This is a genomic window from Pseudomonas sp. BIGb0278, from assembly GCF_024809895.1.
Lineage (GTDB): Bacteria > Pseudomonadota > Gammaproteobacteria > Pseudomonadales > Pseudomonadaceae > Aquipseudomonas > Aquipseudomonas shirazensis.
The window spans coordinates 417,428-439,677 of the sequence record NZ_JANUEL010000001.1 but is presented as its reverse complement, the minus strand read 5'-3'; the positions used below and the strand labels follow the sequence as shown (position 1 = coordinate 439,677).

Sequence of the window (22,250 nt, the reverse complement as noted above, 5' to 3'; positions counted from 1 at the left end):
ATGGGACTAAAGTCCATAACCGACCTGCAAATTCGCAGCAACAGGCACTATCAAGGCGGCGCTTTTGAAGCGCGCCAAGCAGCGAGTAACGCTCTAGAATAGCCATCACCTTCATCAATGAGCACAGCATGGATATCGAGCAGGCACGCACCTTTCTGGAGATTGTGCGCTGCGGCAGCCTGGTCGCCGCCGCCGAGGGCCTGTGCGTGTCGCAGACGGCAATCACCGCGCGGGTGCAGCGTCTTGAGCAGCAGCTAGGTTGCCAGCTGTTTGTCCGCAGCCGCAGCGGCGCCAGCCTGACCGCAGACGGCGAAGCCTTCGTCACCTACGCCCACCAACTGGTGGAAACCTGGGAGGCCGCCCGCCGTGACCTGCCGCTGCCGCAGGGTTGTCAGCAGCTGCTGCACCTGGGCGGCGAAACCAGCCTGGGCAACCCGCTGCTGCTCGACTGGGTCAGTGCGCTGTACCGCGAGATGCCCAGCCATGCCATCCGCAGCGAGGTCAGCGACGGCGAATCGTTGCTGCGTAAGGTCGAGCGCGGCTTGCTCGATGCTGCGCTGGTCTATCAGCCCATCTACGGGCCTGGCCTGCAGGTGGAGCAGTTGATGGAAGAAAAACTGGTGCGCATCCGCCACGTAGAACGGCCAGAGCCTTATGTGTACATCGACTGGGGCGAGACGTTTCGCCGCCAGCACGATGCCGCCCTGCCCGACTGCGCCCGCCCAGCGCTGAGCTTCAACCTCGGCCCGCTGGCCTTGCAGTTCATTCTCGAGCACGGTGGCAGCGGTTATTTCCGTACACGGGTGGTGCAGGCTTATCTGGACAGCGGCGTGTTCGAGCGGGTGCCGCAAGCGCCGGAATTCACCTACCCGACTTTTCTGGTGTACACCCGCAAGCACGACAGCGCAGCCTTGCAGCAGGCCTTCGGCGTGCTGCGCCGGCAAGTCGCAGCGGGCGTCAGTGACTGGTCACAACGCTGGGACCCGCTCATCTGAAGCGAGCGTGCTGTGGTTGAGCAACTGGCGCTTGAGACCGGCAATCAGGTCGGTCTGGGTGATCACCCCGACCAGCTTGCCGTCATCGAGTACCGGCAGGCAGTGCAAGCCTTGCTCGCACAGCAATGGCAGCAGACGCTCCAGCGGGTGCTGGCTACTGACACTGATCACCCGCCGGCTCATCACCTGCTCCAGCACCACCGGCCTGCGCCGCCACAGCCCACGCCAGCTGAACCGCGCCCGCGCCATGGCCGCCGTCAGCACATCACTGAGGCTGACGATGCCGACCAGGCGCCCCTCCGCCAGTACTGGCAGCGTCTTCAGGTGGTGGCTGGCGAGCATCTGCCAGGCTTGCTCCAGCGTGGTCTGCGGGCTGGCAAATTGCACATCGCGGGACATCACCGAAGCCGCGGTGATACCACCTAGACTGCGCTGCAAGGCATGCTGTTCAGTGGCCAGAAGAATACGCTCAAGCTCGTCACGGCTGACGTCAACGTACTCGCCGATGTCTTCCAGAGCCTGATCGAGGTCGTCGCTGCTGAAACCTACCCGGGCGCTGGGCACCGGGTCGTGGGTGTGGTGCAGATCCTTGCGCGGCAAGCCAGGCTTGGGATAGCGCACGCCCGTCAGGCGGTTGTAGACCACCGCCACTGCGACCAGCACCAGCGCATTGAGCATGATTGGCTCGAGCAGATGATCGCCCATGGCGACCAGCCCGGAATCGGCCAGTACCGCGCTGACCGCTACTCCGCCGCCCGGGGGGTGCAGGCAGCGCAGCAGGCACATGACCAACAACGACAAGCCCAGTGCAGCGCCAGCCACCCACAGCTCGCTGCCCAGGTGCTGGCGCATGACCAAGCCGATTACGCCCGCCAGCGCGTAGCTGCCCAGCACCGACCACGGCTGCGCCAGCGGCCCGGCGTGCACGGCGAAAACCAGCACGGCTGTTGCCGCCAGAGGGCCAAGCAAATGCAGCGCAATGGAGGGACCATAGGCCAGGCTGCATAGCCAACCTGCGAGGCACAGGCCGAGCAAGGCACCGACGCCTGCGCGCAGCCATTCTTTGGGAGGAATATTGAGGGGCGCCGGCATCAGGCGCTGCAACAGGGGTTCGGGACGCGAGGCAGACATCGGCAGAACGTGCTCTTCAACTTGGCCGGGATGAGCCATTTCAGAGCAAGAGTGTGCCGCGCGCACTATTGTGGGGCAAATTCAAAATAATGCGGTTTGGGCTCAATAATTTTGCAGCATCAGCGTAGGCCGTTCAGCGGCCTTTGCCGGGCAGCTCGATGCTCACTCGCAGGCCGCCTTGAGGGTTTTCCTGCAGGGCGATAGTGCCGCCCCAGGCGTCGACGATATCGCGCACGATACCCAAGCCCAGGCCGTGACCATTGACCTGCTCGTCCAGCCGCGAACCTCGCTCGAGCACGTGCACGCGTTTTTCCTCAGGAATGCCCGGGCCATCGTCATCCACCCATAGCTGATAGCCGGAGGCACTCGTAGCGATACCCAAGCGGACTTCGCTGTCAGCCCATTTGCAGGCATTGTCGAGCAGGTTGCCGAGCAGCTCGAGCAGGTCCTCGCGGTCCCATGGCAGCAGCAGTCCGGCGGGCGTATCGCGTTCGAGCAGCAGACCTTCACCATGAATCATGCCCAAGGTTGCCAGCAGGCTTGGCAACTCCGCATCGCAATCAAACTGCGCGCCGGGCAGAGCATCGCCCGCCAACCGCGCACGGTTGAGTTCACGTTCCAGACGCTGCTGGATCTGTTCGAGCTGCTCGCGCATTTGCGTGCGTACCTCAGGCAAATCGCGCAAGCGCTCGCTGGAGGCCAGGCTGAGCAGAACCGCCATCGGCGTTTTCAACGCATGGCCAAGATTGCCCAGCGCATTGCGCGAGCGGCGCAGGCTGTCTTCAGTGTGGGCCAGCAGATGGTTGACTTGATCGACCAGCGGCTGCAGCTCGCTGGGTACTTCGGCATCCAGCTGTGAGCGCTGACCTTGCTGCAGTTGCGCGATCTGCTGGCGGGCTCGCTCCAATGGCCGGAGCGAGCGGGTAACAGTGATGCGCTGCAATACCAGCACCAGCACCAGGGCGATCAGGCCCATGCCCAAGCCGATCTGCTGCATGCGCTGAAAGCCCTGGCGTACTGGTGAATAATCCTGCGCGACGCTGATCGAGATGTCCTGACCCAGGCGCCGATAGTCAGCACGCAGGGCCAGCAACTGTTGGCCTTCAGGACCTAGTACATGGGTATCTTCGAGTCCCGGCTTGGCCGGCTTGGGCATGTCCAGGTCCCACAATGAGCGAGATCGCCAGCTGCCCTGCTCGAAGTCGATGCGAAAGTAATACCCGGAAAACGGCCGCTGGTAGGCCGCCGAGATGCGCCGCTCGTCCAGCTGCAGACCATCCGGGCCGCGCACCAGCGCCACTAGCAGGTTCTCGCTTTCCTTGCGCAAACCGACTTCGAGGTAACGCTGCAGGCCGGCCTCGAAAAGCCACAGGGTCAACTGCGCAAAGGCCAGCCCGATCACTACCAGCACGGCGATAAGGCCAACACTCAAGCGTGCCTGGATCGACTTCACGGCGTGCTGCCGGCGTAGACGTAACCTTGCCCGCGACGGGTTTCGATGACGCTGCGGCCGAGTTTACGCCGCAGGTGATTGACGTGCACCTCAAGCACGTTGGAGTCGCGCTCGGTTTCGCCGTCATACAGGTGCTCGGCCAGATGCCCCTTGGACAGCACCTGGCCGGGATGCAGCATGAAGTAGCGCAGCAGGCGAAACTCCGCCGCGGTCAGTTGCACATCGACACCCTCGCGGCTGACACACTGGCGGCTTTCGTCCAAGTGCAGGCCGGCTGCTTCAAGCTTGGGCTGATTGGCCAGGCCGCGCGCGCGGCGCAGCAGTGCCTGAATGCGCAGTTGCAGCTCTTCAGGGTGGAACGGCTTGCTCAGGTAATCGTCGGCGCCGGCCTTCAAGCCTTCGATGCGCTCGGCCCACGAGCCGCGCGCCGTCAGGATCAGCACTGGCGTGGCCAACCCGCCTGCACGCCACTGGGCGAGGACTTCCAATCCCGGCAAGCCGGGCAAGCCAAGGTCGAGAATGATCAGATCGTAGGGCTCGCTCTGGCCTTGATAGACCGCATCACGGCCGTCGGCCAGCCAGTCGACGGCATAGCCCTGACGCTGCAGGCCGGCAGTCAGCTCATCGGCCAGCGGCACGTTATCCTCGACCAGCAACAGGCGCATTCAGTCGTCCTCCTCGTCTTTGAGCAGCACACCGCTGCGGGCATCCAGCTTGATTTCGCGCACCACCCCTTCAAGGGTCAGCAGCTCGACCTCGTATTCATAGCGGCCATGTTTTTCTTCAAGCTCTGCCTCAAGCAGACGTGCCCCGGGGTAACGCCCCAGGGCAGAGTCGAGCAGATGCTCAAGCGGCAGGATGATGCCCTTTTGCCGCAGCGCGAGTGCTTCATCCTGGTCAAGATCACGCGCCAGCGCCAGTGAACACACGGCCATCAGGGCCAGCGCCAGGTAGCGCGGCTTGCGCGATAGCGGGCTCATTATTTGTCTTGGGCGTTTTTCAGTATTTCGCCGGTCTTGGCATCCAGATCAACGTCCCATTCAACGTTCTGCGCATCACGCAGTTCGACCTTGAGGATGTAGCGGCCGTATTCGTTTTCAAGCTCGGAGTCGGTGATGGTTGAACCAGGATGCTTGGCCTTGGCAGTCTCGGCCAGTTTCTGCAATGGCTGCACGGTGCCGGCTTTTTCCAGGGCGCTGATTTCATGCGCCGGCACGTCGGCCAGGGCAGCGGTGGCAGCAACAGACAGGGCAGCAGCAGTGAACAGGGCAGTCAAAGTTTTCATGAGTATCTCTCCATCGGGATATGCAAGTTGTCTACGGGGTTAAGATTAACCACGGCTCCTTAAGCCAACCTGAAATTGCTCGCGGGCATGATAGCCCATGCCTCGAGCACTGTTGCAGTGGGTGCGCAAGCGCCACCGGGCAGCTGACCACACAGGCACAACCACTCACTGCGGCCATGCTGGTAGAATCGCCGCCATTCTCGCTTGCAACAGAGTTACTACCCCGTGGAAATTTTCAAAGAGTTCACCTTCGAATCGGCCCATCGCCTGCCCAATGTCGCGCCTGGTCATAAATGCGGCCGCTTGCACGGCCATTCGTTCAAGGTTGCCCTGCACCTGACCGGCCCGCTTGACCCGCATACCGGCTGGATCCGCGACTTCTCCGAGATCAAGGCGATTTTCAAGCCGATCTACGAGCAGCTCGACCATAACTATCTGAACGACATTCCTGGCCTGGAAAACCCCACCAGCGAAGTGATCGCGGTGTGGATTTGGCAGCAGGTGAAACCGCTGCTGCCAGAACTGTCCAAGGTGCGTATTCACGAAACCTGCACCAGCGGCTGCGAGTACAGCGGCGCGTAGGCGGTTTCAGTCTATCGAGGGTTTCGGGTGCAGCGGCACGCATGGGTTGTCGATACACATCAGCAACACACCCGGCCTGCCGCGGCCTGTATTCAGATACCCTTGCCCGTTCTCTACCAGTCGGCGCACCTTGACAGCTTCAAGGCCGCCATAGAGAGACAGGTTCAGGTGCAGACCGCCCTCCACCAAGTGTTCCGGATTCAGGCATGCGATGTGCCAGAGCGGCGTCTTCAAGCCCTTTCTGAGTTTGTAGAGCGGCAAGTCGAGATCAATCTGCGTGTCTACCGGCAGTTTTACCGCCGGCGCGACACCGATCGGATCTTTCAGGGCTATTACCCCTTCTTTATCGGTCAGGCTTCCAGCTTTGGCGTCTGTAGGGTAAAAGCCCAGATAGCCGCTCCTGCTCACGTCCAACCAGTAGTTGAGCCTGGGATACTGGTCGCTGTTGCGGCCAGTATAGGCCGGGCGGATCTCGTAGACGTAGCCCAGCGCATGGCGATAGGTGCCGAACCAGAAGGTATCGACACCGAGCGATTGTCGTAAATCTTCACCCTGCCATTCGTCCGGCGGAAATGAATCTGGCCGTGTTCCGTCATAATTGCGGCTCGCTATCAACCAGCCGCTGTCGCTATTCCAGCCATCGAATTCGGTCCAGAGCGGCCGGGACAGGTCGTCGCCGTCCTCCCATACCGCAGGGGTCGAAACATAATCTGCAAGTTGCCAGCGGCAGCGGGCGGTAAAACTCAGTTCAGGCATGAATACAAGGCTGCTCATCACGTCACTCCAGCTTGAAGGAGCGATGAACGCTAAGGACTGCTGGCGCCGCGCGGCATCTGGAAGGCTACCCCAGCACGTCCTTGAGAAACGACGGTGCGATGTAGCGCTGGTAATGTGCTTCGGATAACAGGAAGAACTCCCGGTCGATGGCGTCGCGCAACTGTGGCAGATCCCAGCCACGAAACTCAGGCAACAGCGCCATGCCATAGGCCTCAAGGTCACGGATCATCCGCGCGCCCCTGGCAATCAATTGGTAGGCCCAGCAGTACTCTGACTGCTGCGCGACGAAGCGGATCGAACGCTGCTCCAGTTGCTGGCGCAAGCAGTCTTTGTCGAACACTTCAAGCTTGGCCATCATCACTTGCACCAGCAACTGCTCCAAGCGCAGCCAGACTGCCCGCTTGGCCTCCTCGCTGTAGCCGTTCCAGTGGATCACTTCATGATGAAAGCGCTTGCAGCCGCGGCATACAAGGTCGCCGTAGACGGTCGAGCAGAGCCCGACGCACGGGGTTTTGATGGACTGATTGGACATGAACAGACAACAGCTTGGCGGTGGCACACGGCTCCATGTTAGCCCTTTGTCTAACCAGGGTCACTTGTTAAAGTCGCATCCCGCGCCTTACTTTTGTTCAGTTTTTGCCGTAGAATCAACCCGCCTTTTCAAGGCAACAATGTCCGTTGGAAGCTGTTTTCAAAGCGTCACGAAGCACAGTTAATCCGGTAGAACGGTGTTGGCCGGCCCATGCAGCCCTCGCATGCTCCGCGCCAACCCCTCATCAGCGCTCCGTTCTACAGGCGTAAAACTTTGAAAACAGCTTCTGCAAGGATTTTCCGCACGCCTGGCTGGACGGCTCACGAAGCCGTATTGCGCATGGCCGCGTTGAATTCTGGATGAGCGTCCCGGACTCCCTTTAGGGACCACTGATGAGGGTAATAACTGTGCTTGAAGCCTACCGCAAACATATCGAAGAGCGTAAAGCCCTGGGCATCGTGCCCCAGCCGCTGAACGCCGAACAGACTGCAGGCCTGGTCGAACTGTTGAAAAACCCGCCAGCCGGCGAAGAAGCCTTCCTCGTTGACCTGATCACCAACCGCGTACCACCAGGCGTTGACGAGGCTGCCTACGTCAAGGCCGGTTTCCTCTCGGCAATCGCCAAGGGCGAAGCCACTTCGCCACTGCTCGACCGCAAGCATGCCACCGAGCTGCTCGGCACCATGCAGGGCGGCTACAACATCGAGACTCTGGTCGCGCTGCTGGACGACGCCGAACTGGCTGCCGTCGCGGCCGAACAGCTCAAGCACACCCTGCTGATGTTCGATGCTTTCCATGACGTCGCCGAAAAAGCCAAGGCGGGCAACGCCCACGCCAAGGCTGTGCTCGAGTCCTGGGCCAATGGCGAGTGGTTCACCAAGCGCCCTGAAATTGCCGAAAAGTACACCCTGACCGTGTTCAAGGTGCCTGGCGAAACCAACACCGACGACCTCTCCCCTGCCCCGGATGCCTGGTCGCGCCCTGATATCCCGCTGCACGCCCTGGCCATGCTGAAAATGGCCCGTGACGGCATCGAGCCTGAGCAACCAGGCTCGGTCGGTCCGCTCAAGCAGATCGAAGCCATGCGCGCCAAAGGCTTCCCGGTCGCCTACGTCGGTGACGTGGTCGGTACCGGTTCGTCGCGTAAATCGGCAACCAACTCGGTACTGTGGTTCTTCGGTGACGATATCCCCAACGTGCCGAACAAGCGCGCTGGCGGTTTCTGCTTCGGCACCAAGATCGCTCCGATCTTCTACAACACCATGGAAGACGCCGGCGCCCTGCCAATCGAATTCGACTGCAGCAACCTGGCCATGGGCGACGTCATCGACGTGTACCCGTTCAAAGGTGAAGTACGCCGTCACGAAAGCGACGAGCTGGTCACCACCTTCGAACTGAAGACGCCAGTCCTGCTCGACGAAGTCCGTGCTGGCGGCCGTATCCCGCTGATCGTTGGCCGTGGCTTGACCGACAAGGCGCGCACCGAGCTGGGCATGGGTCCAACCGACCTGTTCAAACTGCCGGACGCACCGGTCGATACTGGCAAGGGCTTCACCCTGGCGCAGAAAATGGTTGGCCGTGCCTGCGGCATGCCAGAAGGCCAGGGCGTACGTCCAGGCGCCTACTGCGAACCGAAGATGACCACCGTGGGTTCGCAAGACACCACCGGCCCGATGACCCGCGACGAGCTCAAAGACCTCGCCTGCCTGGGCTTCTCGGCTGACCTGGTCATGCAGTCGTTCTGCCACACCGCTGCTTACCCGAAGCCAATCGACGTCACCACCCACCACACCCTGCCGGATTTCATCCGCACCCGTGGCGGCGTGTCGCTGCGTCCTGGCGACGGCATCATCCACAGCTGGCTGAACCGCATGCTGCTGCCTGACACCGTCGGCACCGGCGGCGACTCGCACACCCGCTTCCCGATCGGCATCTCGTTCCCGGCCGGTTCCGGCCTGGTCGCCTTCGCCGCTGCCACCGGCGTGATGCCGCTGGACATGCCAGAGTCGATCCTGGTTCGCTTCAAGGGCAAGCTGCAGCCTGGCATCACCCTGCGTGACCTGGTCCATGCGATCCCGTACTACGCCATTCAGCAAGGCCTGCTGACCGTCGAGAAGAAAGGCAAGATCAACGCCTTCTCGGGTCGCATCCTGGAGATCGAAGGCCTCGACGAGCTGACTGTCGAGCAAGCGTTCGAGCTGTCCGACGCTTCCGCCGAGCGCTCTGCTGCTGGCTGCACCATCAAGCTGCCGGAAAAAGCGGTTGCCGAATACCTGCAGTCGAACATCACCCTGCTGCGCTGGATGATCAGCGAAGGCTACGGCGATGCGCGGACCATGGAGCGCCGTGCGCAAGCCATGGAAGCCTGGCTGGCCAACCCGCAGCTGCTGTCTGCAGACGCCGATGCCGAATACGCCGAGATCATCGAAATCGACCTGGCCGACGTCAAAGAGCCTGTGCTCTGCGCGCCGAACGACCCGGACGACGCCCGCCTGCTGTCTTCGGTACAGGGCGAGAAGATCGACGAAGTGTTCATCGGCTCGTGCATGACCAACATTGGTCACTTCCGCGCTGCTGGCAAGCTGCTGGAGAAGGTCAAGGGCGGTATTCCGACCCGTCTGTGGCTGGCTCCGCCAACCAAGATGGACGCTCACCAGCTGACCGAAGAAGGCTACTACGGCATCTACGGCAAAGCTGGCGCGCGCATGGAAATGCCAGGTTGCTCGCTGTGCATGGGTAACCAGGCACGTGTGCAGACCGGTTCGACCGTGGTTTCCACGTCGACCCGTAACTTCCCTAACCGTCTGGGCGATGCCACCAACGTCTACCTGGCTTCGGCCGAGCTGGCAGCAGTGGCTTCGATCATCGGCAAGCTGCCGACCATCGAAGAGTACATGCAGTACGCCAAAGACATCGACAGCATGGCTGCCGACGTCTACCGCTACCTGAGCTTCGACCAGATCGCCGAGTTCCGTGACGCTGCGGAAAGCGCCAAGATCCCGGTTGTTCAGGCGTAACATCCGGCGGGAGCGTTGAGCTTCCAGCGGCATGAAAAAACCCGGCAGAAATGCCGGGTTTTTTTTGGGTTGTTGATGGAGGGATCATTCATTGCGTAACCGGCGGCGCCAGCAGAGCCAACAATTTTCAGCCTAACGGTCGATTCCGTCGACTCGGCCGGCCTCTTCGCGGGGCAAGCCCGCTCCCACAGGGTCGGGGAGTGTCTGGGTTGTATGATCGATGAGCGCGCCGACAAGCTACTCCATCAGGATTTCGACCAGCACCTGCGCTGGCGCACTCAACTCCACCCCCTGCCGCGTCACGACCTCGTACGGCTCACTGCGTGACTGCAATTGCAATGGCAGCCTCACCAGCATCCCGTGATCCAGCGCGACCTTGGCCACATCCCACGGCATCACCGCCAGCAAGCCCGGATCCTGCAACAGCATCGACAACGTGGTGAAGGTCGAAGACGTTTCGATCGGATACTGCGGAAAGCTCAACCCCGCCTCGCGAAACTCACGCTCCAGGGTCAGGCGCATCGGCATGTTCACCGGGAACACCACCCACCGCGAATCGGCCAGCTGTGCCAGGTTCAACGAAGCGCTGGCCGCCAGCGGATGCGCCGGGTTGGCCACCAGCACCAGCTGCTCCTGGTGCTTGACCCGGCTGTGGTACGCCGCCGGGCGCGGGCTGACACTGGTCCGGCAGATCACCACATCTAGTCGGCCCTGATCGAGCAGGGTCAACAAGCGGTCACTGGTGTCCTCGACCACCGCCACCGACAGGTCCGGCTGGCTTTCGCGCAAACGCGCCAGGCCCTCCACCAGAATCGGCACCGCCCCCATGATCGTGCCAACCGACAACCGCCCGCCATGGCCCTGGAGAATTCCCAGCATCTCTTCACGCAGGTGCGCCAGGTCGTTGCCGATCAAGCGCGCATAACGCACCACGCAACGCCCCAGGTCATTCGCCTGCAGGCCCTTGCTGGTGCGCTCGAAGAGCACCGCGCCCAGGGTCGATTCGATCTCGTTGAGGGCCTTGGTCGCCCCCGGCTGGGTAATCGACATGGCCTCGGCCGCCTTGTGGATCGAGCCCAGCTCGTCAAGGCTGATCAGCAGGCGTAGCTGGCGCAAGCGCAGGCGCGACGCCATGGAACTCAAAGGTGGCAGCATAGGGGATCACTAAAAGTTATCACGGGGTCAACAGCTCTCATTAGGCAGCAACGCCGCGCAAATTTAAAGTGGCCGCACGTGCTTCCCCACAACAACAAACCGGAGCCAGCATGCGCCTGATCCAATTCGAAACCGCACCCGCCCAGCGCCACGTCGGCGTGGTCGAAGGCGACCTGATCCAGGTCGTGCGTGACACCACCCACCTGCGTGAACTGGCCTTGGCCGCCATCCGCAACCAGCGCAGCCTCACCGCCGAAGTGCTCGAGCGCGGCCTGGACAGCAGCGACCAGCGCTACAGCCAAGCCCTCGCCGAATGCCGGGTATTGCCACCGCTGGACCACGAAGATCCGGCCCACTGCCTGGTCAGCGGCACCGGCCTGACCCACCTGGGCAGCGCCTCGACCCGCGACAAGATGCACCAGCAGAAAGTCGACGACAGCGCCGCCCTCACCGACACCGCGCGGATGTTCCAATGGGGCATCGATGGCGGCCGTCCCGCCGCCGGCAGCGCAGGCGCGCAGCCGGAATGGTTCTACAAGGGCGATGGCTCGTGCGTAGTACGTCCGGGCCAGGCCTTGCAGACCCCGGCGTTCGCCGAGGACGCCGGTGAAGAGCCGGAGCTGGCCGGGCTCTATGTGATCGGCGATGATGGCCAGCCCTACCGGCTGGGCTTTGCCATCGGCAACGAGTTTTCCGACCATGTGATGGAGCGGCGCAATTACCTCTACCTGGCCCATTCCAAGCTGCGCAACTGCTCGTATGGGCCGGAACTGCGCGTGGGCGAGCTGCCGCGCCACCTGCAGGGCACCAGCCGGATCCGCCGGGGCGACCAGGTGATCTGGGAAAAGGACTTTCTCAGTGGCCAGGACAACATGTGCCACTCGCTGGAGAACCTCGAGTACCACCATTTCAAATACGTCCAGTTCCTCCGTCCGGGCGATGTCCACATCCACTTCTTCGGCACCGCGACCCTGTCGTTCGCCGATCAGATCAAGGCCGGCGAAGGCGATGTGTTCGAGATCAGCCTGGCCGAGTTCGGCGCGCCGCTGCGCAATGGCATTGCCCTGGCGCCGGCGGCCATCTCACCCGGAGCGGTGACCACGCTCTGACCCGACGGCGGCGCAGGGCCGCGCCGCCGCGGCATTTCATAACAATCACAAGAGTGAGATGAGCATGAACAACAGCCCTTACCCGGCGGCCCCCGCGCCCGCCCTGGCTACCGCCGACAGCGCCAAGCCGACCACCGTGCGCTGGCGGATCTTCCTGATCCTGCTGTTGCTGGCCGCGATCAACTACATCGACCGCGCCTCGCTGTCGGTGGCGCTGCCGTTGATTTCCGCCGAGTTCGAACTGACTCCGGCGCTCGAAGGCCTGATCCTCAGCGCGTTCTTCTGGTCGTACGCCTTGATGCAGATCCCTGCCGGGGTGCTGCTCGACCGCTTCCAGGTGCGCAACATCATTGGCGTCGCGACCATCGGCTGGGGCGCCTTCCAGGCCCTTGGCGGCTTCGCCCACAACTGGATCACCCTGCTGGTCACCCGCATCGGCCTGGGCGTCGCCGAGTCGCCGATCATGCCCGCCGGCGCCAAGCTCAACGGCGCCTGGCTGACCCCCAACGAGCGCGGCCGCGGCGCCACCCTGGTGGACGGCGGCGCGCCGCTGGGCACCGCCTTTGGCGCGATCATCATCGCCGGGCTGATCACCTGGTTCGACTCCTGGCGCATCGCCTTCATCATCGCCGGCGTCGGCACCGTGGCCGCAGGCCTCTGGGCCTGGTGGTACATCCGCAACCACCCCAGCGAACACCCGCAGGTGAACGCCGCCGAGCTGGCCTACATCACCCAGGCCAACGATGCCGCGAGCAAGGCCAACGGCAACCGCAAGGCGGTGCTCAAGGAGCTGCTCAAAAGCCGTTCGGTGCTGTGCATGTTCGCCGGCTACGCCTGCTACAACAGCGTGTTCTATGGCCTGCTGACCTGGATGCCGAGCTACCTGCACCAGGCCCACAACCTCGACATCAAGGCCATGGGCGGGGCGACCTTCCTGATCTTCATGTGCGGTTTCGTCGGCGAGCTGATCGGCGGCTGGATCTCCGACAAATGGAAGGCCAAGGGCGGCCAGCCCAACACCGTCATGCGCAGCATGTTCGCCGGCTCCGCTGCGGTCGCCGCGCTGTGCATCCTGCTGGTGGCCTACACCCCGGACGCCGGCCTGGTCATCGCACTGCTCTGCGTGGCGCTGTTCTTCATCCGCTGGTGCGGCATGTACTGGTGCCTGCCGGCGATTCTCGGCGGCAAGTCCAAGGCCGGCGTGCTCGGCGGCAGCATGAACTTCTGCGGCAACATGGTCGGCGTGCTGGTGCCGATCCTGATCGGCCTGATCGTGCAGTTCACCGGTTCCTACTTCCTGGCCCTGATCTTCTTCGTGGTCATGGCCTTCGGCCTGATGCTGTTCTCCGGCCTGATCGACTATCGCGAGCGCGGGCTGGCCTGAGCCACGCGCCCCATTGAGGTGATTGTCATGCAACTCATTACAACAACAGGCAGTGCAAGCGCTGCCAACGCCGTGATCCGACTCAACCCCCTGGACGATGTGCTGGTCGCCCGCCAGCCGCTGCCCGAAGGCCTTTTGCTGGATGAAGGGATCACCGTGCGCGAGCCGATCCCGGCGGGCCACAAGCTGGCCGCGCGCGCCCTGGTCACCGGCCAGCCGCTGCGGCGCTATGGGCAGATCATCGGCTTCGCCAGCCAGGCGATCGCCGCTGGCGAGCATGTTCACGTGCACAACCTGGCGATGGGCGACTTTGCCCGCGACTATGCCTTCGGTGTCGACGCCAAAGGTCGGCAGGCGCCGACCGACGACACCTTCATGGGCATCGTGCGCAGCGATGGCCGGGTTGCCACACGCAACTACATCGGCATCCTGACTTCGGTGAACTGTTCGGCCACGGTGGCGCGGGCGATCGCCGACCACTTCCGCCGCGACATCCACCCCGACGCCCTGGCGCCCTACCCCAATGTCGACGGCGTGGTCGCCCTGACCCACGGGGTCGGCTGCGCGGTCGATCCCGGTGGCGAAGCGCTGGCGATGTTGCGCCGCACCCTCGGCGGCTACGCCGTGCACGCCAACTTCGCCTCGGTGCTGCTGATCGGCCTGGGCTGCGAAACCAACCAGATTCCCGACCTGCTCGCCGCCCAGGGCCTGGAGAGCAGCCATGCGCTGCGCACCTTTACCATCCAGGGCACCGGCGGCACCTCGAAGACCATTGCCAGCGGCATTGCCCAGGTCAAGTCGTTGCTGGCCGAAGCCAACCAGGTCGAGCGCCAGCCGGTCAGCGTTCGCCACCTCACCGTGGGCCTGCAGTGCGGTGGCTCGGACGGTTATTCGGGGATCACCGCCAACCCGGCGCTGGGCAATGCGGTAGACCGCCTGGTCGCCGCCGGCGGCACTGCGATCTTGTCGGAAACCCCGGAGATCTACGGTGCCGAACACCTGCTGACCCGCCGTGCGGTGAGCCAGCAGGTCGGCGAAAAGCTGATTGCCCGGATCCAGTGGTGGGAGGCGTATTGCCAGCGGATGGGCGCCGAACTGAACAACAACCCGTCGGCGGGCAACAAGGCCGGTGGCCTGACCACCATCCTCGAGAAGTCCCTCGGCGCCGTGGCCAAGGCCGGTTCCAGCGACCTGGTGGATGTCTACGAGTATGCCGAGCCGGTACGCGCCCACGGCCTGGTGTTCATGGACACGCCCGGCTATGACCCGATCTCCGCCACCGGCCAGGTCGCCGGCGGCGCCAACCTGATCGCCTTCACCACCGGCCGCGGCTCGGCCTACGGCTGCGCGCCCTCCCCGTCGATCAAGCTGGCGACCAACACCCGCCTGTGGCAAACCCAGGAAGAGGACATGGACGTCAACTGCGGCGGCATCGCCGACGGCAGCATGACCATCGAAGAACGTGGCGAATACATCTACCGCATGATGCTGAGCATCGCCTCGGGCGAGCGCAGCAAGAGCGAACAGCATGGCTACGGCCAGAACGAGTTCGTGCCGTGGCAGATCGGCGCCATTACCTGATTCCCAGTCTTGTCATTACAGGAGCCCGCATGACCTGCATCCTCGGTCACAACTACATCGGCGGCCTGCGCTCGGCGCAAGGCGACACGCTGCTCGAGAGCCTCGACGCCAGCACCGGCGAACCCTTACCGGGCGTCTTCAGCCAGGCCACGCAGGCCGAAGTCGACGCCGCCGGCAACGCCGCGTCGGCCGCCTTCCCGGCGTACCGCAACCTGCCCGCCGAGCGACGCGCGGCGTTTCTCGAGGCGATTGCCGACGAGCTCGACGCGCTGGGCGATGACTTCATCGCCACCGTGTGCCGCGAGACCGCCCTGCCCAGCGGCCGTATCCAGGGCGAGCGCGCCCGCACCAGCGGCCAGCTACGCCTGTTCGCCCAGGTGCTGCGCCGGGGTGATTTCTATGCCGCACGCATCGACCCCGCGCTGCCCGAGCGCCATCCGCTGCCGCGGCCCGACCTGCGCCAGTACCGGATCGGCGTGGGTCCGGTGGCGGTGTTCGGCGCCAGCAACTTCCCCCTCGCCTTCTCCACCGCCGGCGGCGACACCGCCTCGGCCCTGGCCGCCGGCTGCCCGGTGGTGTTCAAGGCGCACAGTGGCCACATGGCCACCGCGGAAGCGGTCGCCGACGCCATCCTGCGCGCCGCCGAGCGCAGCGGCATGCCGGCCGGGGTGTTCAACATGGTCTACGGCGGCGGGGTCGGTGAGTGGCTGGTCAAGCACCCGGCGATTCAGGCGGTCGGCTTCACCGGTTCGCTCAAGGGCGGCGAGGCCCTGAGCCGGATTGCCGCCGAGCGCGCGCAGCCGATCCCGGTGTTTGCCGAGATGTCCAGCATCAACCCGGTGATCCTGCTGCCCGCGGCGCTGCAGGCGCGTGGCGAAAGCCTGGCGCGCGAGCTGGCGGCGTCGGTGACGCTGGGCTGCGGGCAGTTCTGTACCAATCCTGGCTTGATCATCGGCATACGCTCGGCGGCGTTCGCCGACTTCATCGCGCTGTTCAAGGCGCAGATGGCCGAGCAGCCGGCGCAGACCATGCTCAACCTGGGCACGCTGGCCAGTTATCGCCAGGGGCTCGAGCAGTTGCACAAGCACCCGGGCATCCGTCACCTGGCGGGCGCGGCGCAAGGCCCACGGCAGGCGCAGCCGCAGCTGTTCCAGGCGGACGTCGGCCTGCTGCTGGGGGGCGACAGGCTGTTGCAGGAAGAGGTGTTCGGCCCAGCCACGCTGGTCATCGAAGTCGCCGACCAGGCGCAGCTGGCCGCTGCCGTGCAGGCGTTGCGCGGGCAACTGACGGCCACCTTGATCGGCGAAGCTGTGGAGCTGCCGGACTACGCCTGGCTGAGTCAGTTGCTGCAGGACAAGGTTGGACGGGTGTTGCTCAATGGCTACCCGACCGGGGTCGAGGTGTGTGACGCGATGGTGCATGGCGGGCCTTACCCGGCGACCTCGGATGCGCGAGGGACCTCGGTCGGCAGCCTGGCGATCGACCGCTTCCTGCGGCCGGTGTGTTTCCAGAACTACCCGGATGCGCTGTTGCCGCCGGCGCTGCAGGATGGCAATCCGCTGGGGATTTCACGGTTGATCGAGGGTCGACAGAGTCGGGCGGTGATTGTTCGCTGAGGTCAGGCAGGTCGGGCCTCTTCGCGGGACAAGCCCGCTCCCACAGGTACCGCGCTGATCTTGCGAACGGCGCAATACCTGTGGGAGCGGGCTTGTCCCGCGAAGAGGCCGACACTGGCGCCACACCTGTGCGGCGCTCCCCTCAGATCACCAACAGCTCAACGAACGTGTGCACCGGCGTCGCCTCCAGGCGCGCCTGGGCCTTGCACAGCTCGAAGATCTCGGCACAGCGCTGCCCGGCAAAGCGCGTGGCGAGGTTGGCCTTGAACTTCTCTTCCAGCAACGGAATCCCCTCGGCACGCCGGCGCCGATGACCAATCGGATATTCCACGGTCACCTGCTCGGTGCTGCTGCCATCGTTGAAGAACACCTGCAGCGCATTGGCAATCGAGCGCTTGTCGGCCTCGAGGTACTCGCGGCTGAACCGCGGCTCTTCGACGATTTCCATCTTCTCGCGCAGACGGTCGATGGTCGGGTGGGCGGCGTGGAAGCTGTCTTCATAGTGCTCGGCCACCAGGTTGCCGAAGATCAACGGCACCGCCGTCATGTACTGCAGGCAGTGATCGCGGTCGGCGGCGTTGGCCAGTGGGCCGACCTTGGAGATGATGCGGATCGCCGACTCGTGCGTGGTGATGACGATGCGCTCGATTTCGTGCAGGCGGTTACGCACCTTCGGGTGCAGCGTCACCGCCGCCTCGCAGGCAGTCTGTGCGTGAAACTCGGCAGGGAAGCTGATCTTGAACAGGACGTTTTCCATCACATAGCTGCCCAACGCCTGCGGCAGGCTGAAGCTGCGCTGGGCAGGCGGCTTGAGCGCGAGGTCCTTGTTGGTGTGGCTGAACAGCACATCATAGAAGCCCCACTGCGGCGCCGTGAGCACACCGGGAATGCCCATCTCGCCGCGCAGGGCGATATCGGCCAGGCGCACGCCGCGACTCGACGCGTCGCCCGCGGCCCACGACTTGCGCGAGCCGGCGTTGGGCGCGTGGCGATAGGTGCGCAACGCCTGGCCGTCGACGAAGGCGTGGGACAGCGCCGAGAGCATCTGCTCGCGGTTGGCCCCCATCAGCTTGGCGCACACGGCAGTCGAAGCGACCTTGACCAGCAGGACATGGTCCAGGCCGACCCGGTTGAATGAGTTTTCCAGGGCGAGTACGCCCTGGATCTCATGGGCCATGACCATCGCTTCGAGCACGTCGCGCATGCTCAACGGCGGCTCACCGCTGGCCACCCGGCGCTGCGAGAGATGGTCGGCCACCGCCAGGATGCCGCCGAGGTTGTCCGACGGATGGCCCCACTCGGCGGCCAGCCAGGTGTCGTTGTAGTCCAGCCAGCGCACGATGCAGCCGATGTCCCAGGCCGCCTTGACCGGGTCCAGCCGGTACGAGGTCCCGGGCACCCGCGCGCCATGCGGCACCACGGTCCCGTCGACCAGCGGCCCGAGGTGCTTGCAGCACTCGGGAAAACGCAGCGCCAGCAAGCCGCAGCCCAAGGTGTCGATCAGGCAGCTGCGCGCAGTGTCGAGGGCCTCCGCCGAGCCGACCTGGTAGTCGAGCACATAGTCGGCGATGGTCTGCAGCACCCGGTCGTAGTCCGGGCGGTCGTTCAGGTCAACGTTGGCACTCATCTTTCATGACTTCCTGTGGCAGAGGGTCGAACGAAAAGTCGAGCACCACACGCGTGCTAGGAGGCGTCGCCGGGCACTCGCACCCAGCCTTCCATCAACACGCGAGCGCTGCGGCTCATAATGGCCTTGGTCACGGTCCACTGGCCGTCTACCTGGCGCGCCTCAGCACCGACGCGCAAGGTCCCGGACGGATGCCCAAAGCACACCGCAGTGCGTTCACCACCGCCTGCAGCCAGGTTGACCAGCGTACCGGGGATAGCGGCTGCGGTGCCGATGGCGACTGCTGCAGTACCCATCATGGCGTGGTGCAGTTTGCCCATCGACAACGCGCGCACCAGCAGGTCGATATCTGCCGCCGCGACCGCTTTGCCACTGGACGCAGCATAAGCAGCCGGTGCCGCGACGAAGGCCACCTTGGGCGTGTGCTGACGTTCGCGGGCCTGCTCGAGGTTGCTGATCAAGCCCATGCGCAGTGCGCCATAGGCGCGAATGGTCTCGAAGCGCGCCAGCGCTTGCGGGTCAGCATTGATCGCATCCTGCAATTCGGTGCCGCTGTAACCGAGGTCTTGCGCATTGAGGAAAATGGTCGGGATGCCGGCGTTGATCAGAGTCGCCTTGAACGTGCCAACCCCTGGCACTTCCAGGTCATCAACCAGGTTACCGGTGGGGAACATCGCACCACCGCCTTCATCATCGGCGGCCGGCTCGACGAACTCCAGTTGCACTTCGGCAGCAGGGAACGTCACCCCGTCCAGCTCGAAGTCACCGGTCTCCTGCACTTCGCCGTTGCTGATCGGCACGTGGGCAATGATGGTCTTGCTGATGTTGGCCTGCCAGATACGCACCGTGGCAGTGCCGTTGTGCGGGATGCGCGCTGGGTCGACCAAGCCGCTGCTGATAGCGAACGCGCCGACCGCTGCCGAGAGGTTACCGCAGTTGCCACTCCAGTCGACAAACGCCTTGTCGATGGCGACCTGGCCGAACAGGTAGTCAACGTCGTGCTCAGGCTTGGTAGTGGTCGAGACGATCACCGCCTTGCTGGTACTGGACGTGCCGCCGCCCATGCCGTCGGTCTGCTTGCCGTATGGGTCGGGGCTGCCAATCACGCGCAGGATCAGCGCGTCCCGGGCAGGCCCGGGCTGGCGAGCGCGCTCCGGCAAATCTTGCAGGGAGAAAAACACGCCTTTGCTGGTACCACCACGCAAGTAGGTGGCGGGGATTTTGATCTGCGGTGCGTAGGTCATGATTGAGTCCTATGAATTCTGCGGTCTAGCCGGGGCCGCTGCGCGCCCCTTCGCGGGTGAACCCGCTCCCTAAGGCACCGCGCAAACCCTGTGGGAGCGGGTTCACCCGCGAAGGGCCGCACAGCGGCCCCGGTACTCAGGCGGTAGCTTCGAGGAAATCCTGGGCGAAGCGCTGCAGCACCCCGCCCGCTTCGTAGATGGAAACCTCTTCGGCGGTATCCAGGCGGCAGGTCACCGGTACCTCGAGGCGCTCGCCGTTGCGGCGGGTGACCACCAGGGTGAGGGTCGCCCGCGGGGTGCGCCGGCCGAGCACGTCGTAGCTTTCGCTGCCATCGAGGCCGAGGGTGTTGCGGTCGGTGCCGGCCTGGAACTCCAGCGGCAACACCCCCATACCGACCAGATTGGTGCGGTGAATGCGCTCGAAGCCTTCGGCAACGATCGCCTCGACCCCGGCCAGGCGCACGCCCTTGGCGGCCCAGTCGCGTGACGAGCCTTGGCCGTAATCCGCACCGGCAACGATGATCAGCGGCTGCTTGCGCTGCATGTAGGTTTCGATCGCTTCCCACATGCGCACCACCTGCCCTTCCGGCTCAAGCCGCGCCAGCGAACCCTGCTGCACGCTGCCATCGGCCTTGCGCACCATTTCGTTGAACAGCTTGGGGTTGGCAAAGGTGGCGCGCTGGGCAGTCAGGTGATCGCCGCGGTGGGTTGCGTAGGAATTGAAGTCTTCCTCGGGCAGGCCCATCTTCGCCAGGTATTCACCGGCGGCGCTGTCGAGCATGATCGCATTCGACGGCGACAGGTGATCGGTGGTGATGTTGTCCGGCAGCACCGCCAGCGGGCGCATGCCGCGCAGGCTGCGCTCACCGGCCAGGGCGCCTTCCCAGTACGGCGGCCGACGAATGTAGGTGCTCATCGGGCGCCAGTCGTACAGCGGCGGGACCTTGGGCCCGGTGTCTTCTTCGATGGCGAACATCGGGATGTACACACTGCGGAACTGCTCGGGCTTGACCGCTGCACCGACCACGGCATCGATCTCGGCATCGCTGGGCCAGATGTCCTTGAGGCGGATTTCCTTGCCGTCGACCACACCCAGCACATCCTTCTCGATATCGAAGCGAATGGTCCCGGCAATGGCGTAGGCCACCACCAGCGGCGGCGAGGCGAGGAACGCCTGCTTGGCGTACGGGTGGATGCGCCCGTCGAAGTTGCGGTTGCCCGACAACACCGCGGTGGCGTACAGGTCGCGGTCGATGATCTCCTGCTGGATAACCGGATCGAGCGCGCCAGACATGCCGTTGCAGGTGGTGCAGGCGAAGGCGACGATGCCAAAGCCCAGTTGCTCCAGCTCATGTTCGAGCCCGGCTTCCTGCAGGTACAGCTTGACCGCCTTGGAACCCGGCGCCAGCGACGACTTGACCCACGGCTTGCGGGTCAGCCCAAGGCGGTTGGCGTTGCGGGCGATCAAGCCGGCGGCGATCACGTTGCGCGGGTTGCTGGTATTGGTGCAGCTGGTGATGGCAGCGATGATCACGGCGCCGTCCGGCATCTGCCCGGGCACATCCTGCCAGGCCCCGGCGATGCCCTTGGCGGCAAGCTCGCTGGTGGCCACGCGGGCATGCGGGTTGGATGGCCCGGCCATGTTGCGCACCACGCTCGACAGGTCGAAGCTGAGGACACGCTCGTAAACCGCGTCGACCAGGCTGTCGGCCCAGAGGCCGGCGACTTTGGCGTAGTTCTCGACCAGTTGCACCTGCTGCTCTTCGCGGCCGGTCAGGCGCAGGTAGTCGATGGTCTGCTGGTCGATGGCGAACATCGCCGCAGTGGCACCGTATTCCGGAGCCATGTTGGAGATGGTGGCGCGGTCGCCCAAGGTCAGCGCGCGGGCGCCCTCACCGTAGAACTCCAGATAGGCGCCGACCACCTTCTGCTTGCGCAGAAACTCGGTCAGGGCCAGAACCAGGTCGGTGGCGGTGATGTTTGGCTGCAGGCGGCCGGTCAGCTCGACGCCGACGATTTCCGGCAGGCGCATCCACGAGGCGCGACCGAGCATGACGTTCTCGGCTTCAAGGCCGCCCACACCAATGGCGATGACGCCCAGTGCATCGACATGCGGGGTGTGGCTGTCGGTGCCGACGCAGGTGTCCGGGTAGGCTACGCCGCGCTCGCTGTGGATCACCGGCGACATCTTCTCCAGGTTGATCTGGTGCATGATGCCGTTGCCGGGCTGGATCACATCAACGTTCTTGAAGGCTTTCTTGGTCCAGTTGATGAAATGAAAGCGGTCTTCGTTGCGCCGGTCTTCGATGGCGCGGTTGCGCTCGAAAGCCTGCGGATCGTAGCCACCGCACTCGACGGCCAGGGAGTGGTCGACGATCAGTTGCACGGGCACTACCGGGTTGACCTGGGCCGGGTCGCCGCCCTTGTCGGCGATCGCGTCGCGCAGGCCTGCCAGGTCGACCAGGGCGGTCTGGCCAAGAATGTCGTGGCACACCACCCGCGCCGGGAACCAGGGGAAGTCGAGATCGCGTTTGCGTTCGATCAACTGCTCCAGCGAGGCATTGAGGGTGGCTGGATCACAGCGGCGCACCAGGTTTTCGGCCAGTACGCGGGAGGTGTACGGCAGACCTGCGTAGGCGCCGGGCTTGATCGCCTCGACCGCTGCGCGGGCATCGAAATAGTCCAGGCCGGAGCCTGGCAGGGCCTTGCGGAAGGTGCTGTTCATATAGTTATCAGGCTCACGGTATTGGTTGGTAAAGCTG

Annotated in this window: 18 protein-coding genes; 7 read left to right on the top strand and 11 right to left on the bottom strand. The window is 64.1% G+C overall.

Annotation, left to right across the window (positions count from 1 at the left end; all coding sequences use genetic code 11):
* Positions 1-128: 128 nt before the first annotated feature.
* The gene (locus M2396_RS02005; RefSeq protein WP_101320981.1) at positions 129-995 is read left to right on the top strand and encodes a LysR family transcriptional regulator; all 867 of its coding nucleotides are present in this window, start codon (positions 129-131) and stop codon (positions 993-995) included.
* Here M2396_RS02005 and M2396_RS02000 read toward each other — a convergent pair.
* The 5 genes from M2396_RS02000 to M2396_RS01980 form a co-directional block, all read right to left on the bottom strand.
* Positions 969-2,126 (bottom strand): HPP family protein, encoded by a 1,158-nt coding sequence (locus M2396_RS02000; RefSeq protein ID WP_150569855.1) that lies wholly within the window; start codon positions 2,124-2,126, stop codon positions 969-971. The genes M2396_RS02005 and M2396_RS02000 overlap by 27 nt on opposite strands.
* A gap of 133 nt (positions 2,127-2,259) precedes the next feature.
* Positions 2,260-3,579: a sensor histidine kinase gene (locus M2396_RS01995; protein ID WP_259072524.1), complete on the bottom strand. Its 1,320-nt coding sequence runs from the start codon at positions 3,577-3,579 to the stop codon at positions 2,260-2,262.
* Entirely contained in the window at positions 3,576-4,244 is a 669-nt protein-coding gene (locus M2396_RS01990; protein ID WP_101320987.1) for a response regulator transcription factor, read from the bottom strand. The genes M2396_RS01995 and M2396_RS01990 overlap by 4 nt, the downstream gene beginning before the upstream one ends.
* Positions 4,245-4,559 carry a PepSY domain-containing protein gene (locus M2396_RS01985; RefSeq protein WP_103437941.1) on the bottom strand — a complete coding sequence of 105 codons (315 nt, stop codon included), beginning with the start codon at positions 4,557-4,559 and terminating at the stop codon, positions 4,245-4,247.
* Positions 4,559-4,864, bottom strand: a complete 306-nt coding sequence (locus M2396_RS01980) for a PepSY domain-containing protein (protein WP_103437942.1) — start codon at positions 4,862-4,864, stop codon at positions 4,559-4,561. Before M2396_RS01980 ends, M2396_RS01985 begins: the two co-directional genes overlap by 1 nt.
* Before the next feature lie 225 nt (positions 4,865-5,089).
* Between M2396_RS01980 and queD the strand changes: the two genes are divergently transcribed.
* Positions 5,090-5,446 carry a 6-carboxytetrahydropterin synthase QueD gene (gene queD / locus M2396_RS01975; protein WP_101320994.1) on the top strand — a complete coding sequence of 119 codons (357 nt, stop codon included), beginning with the start codon at positions 5,090-5,092 and terminating at the stop codon, positions 5,444-5,446.
* 6 nt (positions 5,447-5,452) lie between these two features.
* On the opposite strand, the gene M2396_RS01970 is transcribed toward queD, so the two are convergent.
* Together M2396_RS01970 and M2396_RS01965 are read right to left on the bottom strand one after the other, a co-directional pair.
* Positions 5,453-6,220, bottom strand: a complete 768-nt coding sequence (locus tag M2396_RS01970; RefSeq protein WP_259072522.1) for a hypothetical protein — start codon at positions 6,218-6,220, stop codon at positions 5,453-5,455.
* Between the two features lie 67 nt (positions 6,221-6,287).
* Entirely contained in the window at positions 6,288-6,755 is a 468-nt protein-coding gene (locus M2396_RS01965; RefSeq protein ID WP_188036348.1) for a DUF1289 domain-containing protein, read from the bottom strand.
* A 407-nt stretch (positions 6,756-7,162) separates the two neighbouring features.
* Between M2396_RS01965 and acnB the strand changes: the two genes are divergently transcribed.
* A complete protein-coding gene (gene acnB / locus M2396_RS01960; RefSeq protein ID WP_101321000.1) occupies positions 7,163-9,772 on the top strand; it encodes a bifunctional aconitate hydratase 2/2-methylisocitrate dehydratase in 2,610 nt (869 codons plus the stop codon).
* Positions 9,773-10,009: 237 nt separating this feature from the next.
* On the opposite strand, the gene M2396_RS01955 is transcribed toward acnB, so the two are convergent.
* Positions 10,010-10,927, bottom strand: coding sequence for a LysR family transcriptional regulator (locus M2396_RS01955; RefSeq protein WP_101321002.1), 918 nt, complete (start codon positions 10,925-10,927; stop codon positions 10,010-10,012).
* Positions 10,928-11,037: 110 nt separating this feature from the next.
* On the opposite strand from M2396_RS01955, the gene araD1 reads away from it, so the two are divergent.
* The 4 genes from araD1 (at position 11,038) to M2396_RS01935 (ending at position 16,617) form a co-directional block, all read left to right on the top strand.
* Positions 11,038-12,036, top strand: a complete 999-nt coding sequence (gene araD1 / locus M2396_RS01950; RefSeq protein ID WP_259072521.1) for an AraD1 family protein — start codon at positions 11,038-11,040, stop codon at positions 12,034-12,036.
* A 64-nt stretch (positions 12,037-12,100) separates the two neighbouring features.
* Positions 12,101-13,420 carry an MFS transporter gene (locus M2396_RS01945; protein WP_181087575.1) on the top strand — a complete coding sequence of 440 codons (1,320 nt, stop codon included), beginning with the start codon at positions 12,101-12,103 and terminating at the stop codon, positions 13,418-13,420.
* A gap of 27 nt (positions 13,421-13,447) precedes the next feature.
* On the top strand, positions 13,448-15,001 hold the full coding sequence (locus M2396_RS01940; RefSeq protein ID WP_259072520.1) for a UxaA family hydrolase: 1,554 nt from the start codon (positions 13,448-13,450) through the stop codon (positions 14,999-15,001).
* Between the two features lie 29 nt (positions 15,002-15,030).
* Positions 15,031-16,617: an aldehyde dehydrogenase (NADP(+)) gene (locus tag M2396_RS01935; RefSeq protein WP_259072519.1), complete on the top strand. Its 1,587-nt coding sequence runs from the start codon at positions 15,031-15,033 to the stop codon at positions 16,615-16,617.
* 142 nt (positions 16,618-16,759) lie between these two features.
* Here M2396_RS01935 and prpD read toward each other — a convergent pair whose 3' ends face one another.
* From prpD to acnD, 3 genes are all read right to left on the bottom strand, one after another.
* Positions 16,760-18,244 (bottom strand): 2-methylcitrate dehydratase, encoded by a 1,485-nt coding sequence (gene prpD, locus M2396_RS01930; protein WP_259072518.1) that lies wholly within the window; start codon positions 18,242-18,244, stop codon positions 16,760-16,762.
* A 56-nt stretch (positions 18,245-18,300) separates the two neighbouring features.
* Positions 18,301-19,488: a 2-methylaconitate cis-trans isomerase PrpF gene (prpF, locus tag M2396_RS01925; RefSeq protein WP_259072517.1), complete on the bottom strand. Its 1,188-nt coding sequence runs from the start codon at positions 19,486-19,488 to the stop codon at positions 18,301-18,303.
* A gap of 136 nt (positions 19,489-19,624) precedes the next feature.
* The gene (gene acnD, locus M2396_RS01920) at positions 19,625-22,213 is read right to left on the bottom strand and encodes a Fe/S-dependent 2-methylisocitrate dehydratase AcnD (RefSeq protein WP_150569850.1); all 2,589 of its coding nucleotides are present in this window, start codon (positions 22,211-22,213) and stop codon (positions 19,625-19,627) included.
* Between the last annotated feature and the right edge of the window lie 37 nt (positions 22,214-22,250).